General features: G+C 60.6%; 4 protein-coding genes and 1 pseudogene. 1 reads left to right on the forward strand and 4 read right to left on the reverse strand.

What is annotated here, in order from left to right:
• Positions 1-170: 170 nt before the first annotated feature.
• Genes ACKVY0_RS12240 through ACKVY0_RS12255 form a run of 4 tightly spaced genes read right to left on the reverse strand, consistent with a single transcriptional unit; the run spans position 171 to position 2,054 of the window.
• Positions 171-608, reverse strand: a complete 438-nt coding sequence (locus ACKVY0_RS12240) for an arsenate reductase ArsC (RefSeq protein WP_409215103.1) — start codon at positions 606-608, stop codon at positions 171-173.
• Positions 605-1,252, reverse strand: a complete 648-nt coding sequence (locus ACKVY0_RS12245; RefSeq protein WP_409215104.1) for an aquaporin — start codon at positions 1,250-1,252, stop codon at positions 605-607. Before ACKVY0_RS12245 ends, ACKVY0_RS12240 begins: the two co-directional genes overlap by 4 nt.
• Position 1,253: 1 nt before the next feature.
• Complete coding sequence (locus tag ACKVY0_RS12250; protein ID WP_409215105.1) at positions 1,254-1,733, reverse strand: DUF6428 family protein; 480 nt, start codon at positions 1,731-1,733, stop codon at positions 1,254-1,256.
• Positions 1,734-1,739: 6 nt separating this feature from the next.
• A complete protein-coding gene (locus ACKVY0_RS12255) occupies positions 1,740-2,054 on the reverse strand; it encodes an ArsR/SmtB family transcription factor (RefSeq protein ID WP_409215106.1) in 315 nt (104 codons plus the stop codon).
• A gap of 65 nt (positions 2,055-2,119) precedes the next feature.
• On the opposite strand from ACKVY0_RS12255, the pseudogene ACKVY0_RS12260 reads away from it, so the two are divergent.
• Positions 2,120-3,064: pseudogene (locus ACKVY0_RS12260) on the forward strand (hypothetical protein); the annotation flags it as partial.
• Between the last annotated feature and the right edge of the window lie 80 nt (positions 3,065-3,144).

Raw genomic sequence — 3,144 nt, forward strand, 5'->3', positions numbered from 1 at the left:
CTGCCACCGCCCAGGGTCGTGCATTCCATCTATAACGCGAAATCCTGATCTGAGGAACCGTGTGCCTTAATTGGGCTAGCACGGGTCTGTGGGGGAGCCGCCCGGCAACGGGCGGCTCTACCCGGAAGCCTCTGGGACGTTCGGATTCGACTGCCAGTCGAATCTACGAATTAGCGCTTCATCTGATCCCGTCGCCCGTCCGCATAGGCGGTGAAGACGGCTTTGATCTCATCGCGCACGCTGCGGAAGACGTTGAGGATTTCTTCCTCGGTGCCGGTGGCATGGGCGGGATCATCAAACGGCCAGTGGTGGCGGTTGAGCTGGCCGGGGAACAGCGGGCAGGCTTGGTCGGCGTTGCCGCAGACGGTGATGACGGTTTCCACCTCACGAACAAGGAAGTCGTTCATGTGCTTGCTGGTGTGCGCGCTGATGTCGATGCCGATTTCCTGCATCGCCGCGATGCCGAGCGGATGGACGTAACCAGCGGGCTTCGAGCCAGCGCTGGCGACTTCGAGGATGTCACCGGCAACAGAACGCAGAATGCCTTCAGCGAGGTGGGAACGGCAGGAATTGCCGGTGCAGAGAATGAGGACGAGGGGTTTGTTCATGAGTTGGTCGGTTCGATTACTTTCGCGAGCGGCACTGCGGCCAAAGCGCCAAGCACTGTGGCAGTGAGATAGATCCAAAGATGTTCGAGATGCCCAGAGACGAGCGCCGGAGCCAGGGAGCGGGCTGGATTCATCGAGGCACCGCAGATCGGCCCGGCAAACATCGCCTCCAGCGCGATGACGCCGCCAATGGCGATACCCGCCGTGATCCCCTTCTCCTTGGCACCGGTGGAGATGCGCAGAATGGTCAGCATGAGGATCGCTGAGAGGATGAACTCCAGCACGAAGCTCTGCATCGCCGCTCCAGCAGGCAATGTGGCGCCGAGTTTCTCGATGGTCGGGAACAGCAGCCGCAACACGCCGCTCGCGAAGCATGCGCCGCTGATTTGAGCGATGACAAAGCCGGGAACATCCTTCCACGCGAAACGTCGTGCTGCCGCGAAAGCGAGTGTGACGGCCGGATTGAGATGCGCGCCGCTCACGTCGCCAAACGTGTAGATCATCGCCATGACGACGAGCCCAAAGGTCAGCGCAATGCCCGCGTGGCCGATCACGCCGCCACTGACTTCGTTGATCACGATGGCTCCCGTGCCCGCGAAGACGAGCGTGAAAGTGCCCAAAAGTTCGGAGAGCAGCTTGTTCATGTCAGCAGCACTTGGATCCCGGCGTGCAGCAGGTCGTCGGCACTGCCTTAGGAGCAGGCGCACACTCGCCGGGCAGACAGATGCCACGCGCAAGGCAGTCGGTGTGCTTCAAGCCGAGACGGAAGGTGAGCGCACCGTCGATGACCTCGGCGCTTTCGACCGGAAACTGAGCGACGACATAGTCTTCGTATTCGATTTCGACCGGGAGATCGTGATGCGGCAGCACATCGCCGGCTTGGTCGAAGATGGCGGCGAGTTTGCCGGCCACGAGGCGATGATCCGTGTCGTCATGCACCCAGGTTTGCAGCAAACACGTCTCCAGCGTGCGCCGCGTGCCGCCGCAGTCGATGAAGCGCTTCGTGACGTGGCCCACTTCAGTGATGTGGAAGTGCGCGGCGATGAATCCGCCGTCCGGCAGCACAAAAGAGATCGGTTTGTCCGCATGAGTGCGGAGTTGAGTGAGAAATTCAGTGAGGTTCATGAGGTTTTAACAACAGCGTTTGGTTTTGGTGCCGCCCGTGGCGAGTTTGTCCACGCAGCGGAGAAACTCGCCGAGGCAGTCGCAGGCGAGCGAGTAATAGATGTTCAGTCCGCGTTTCTCGCAGTTCAGCACGCCCGCCTCGCGCATGAGCGTGAGGTGCTTTGACACCGTGGACATGTCCGCGCCGACGAGATCCTTCAAATCGCACACACACAGCTCGCCCGCCATCAGCGCCTCGGCGATGAGCAGCCGCGACGGATGCGCGAGCGCCTTGATCACGGCGGCGCGTTTCTTGGAAGTGGTTTTGGCGGCGGCAGGCATCTATTTGGTCATTTAGCCAAATAGATTCGACTGGCAAGCGGTATCTTGCCGTTCACCCATGACTCATGAACTCCAGCCTCCTCTTTTTCGTGACCTTCGTCTGTTTCGTGGGCCAACTCAGCGCCCAGGAACCGCGCAGCATCAGCGGCATCTATCCTTCTCTCGCGATGTTCAACAACGAAGGCGAGTGCGGCACCGGAGCCGTCGTGCCGTGGGCAGGCCGCTTGTGGGTCATCACGTATGGGCCGCATCTGCCCTTCGGATCGAGCGACAAGCTCTATGAGATCACGCCGCAGATGACGCAAATCGTGCGTCTGGAGAGCGTGGGTGGCACACCGGCGAACCGGATGATTCACCAAGAGTCGCAGCAGCTTTTCATCGGGCCGTATGTCATCGACACGGAGCGAAACGTACGAGTGATCCCGCCGAGCGTCATGCCGGGCCGACTCACGGGCAATGCACGCCATCTCACCGATCCAGCCGGCAAGATCTACTATGCCACGATGGAAGAAGGGCTCTACGAGGTGGATGTGAAATCGCTCGCTGTGAAAAACTTCATCCGCGACGGCAACGGCGTCAAAAAGGGCTTCAAAGTCGAGACACCGCTCGCCGATTTGAACTCCCAACTGCCCGGCTACCACGGCAAAGGCCTGTATTCATCCCAAGGTCGCGTCATCTATGCGAACAACGGCGACCGCGACAAGCGTGTGCTCACCGATCCCACCACGCCAAGCGGTGCGCTCGGCGAATGGAAGGGCAATGGTGACTGGCAGCTCGTGCGGCGCAATCAATTCACCGAAGTCACCGGCCCCGGCGGCATCAGCGGCAGCGACGTAAACGCGCCCGTCTGGAGCATCGGCTGGGATGCGAAGTCGCTCATCCTCATGCTGCTCGATGGCGGCAAGTGGCAGTCGTTTCGCCTGCCCAAAGTCAGCCACAGCTACGACGGTGCCCACGGTTGGAACACCGAATGGCCGCGCATCCGCGACATCGGCGAGGAAAACCTGCTCAGACGAGAGCGCAAAAATGATTTCGGATTTGGACCCTGCCGGGCATTGTTGGGCGGCAATTAATACTGGAGGGCAGGGCG

Origin of the sequence: Prosthecobacter sp., from assembly GCF_046154365.1 — a bacterium.
GTDB lineage: Bacteria > Verrucomicrobiota > Verrucomicrobiia > Verrucomicrobiales > Verrucomicrobiaceae > Prosthecobacter.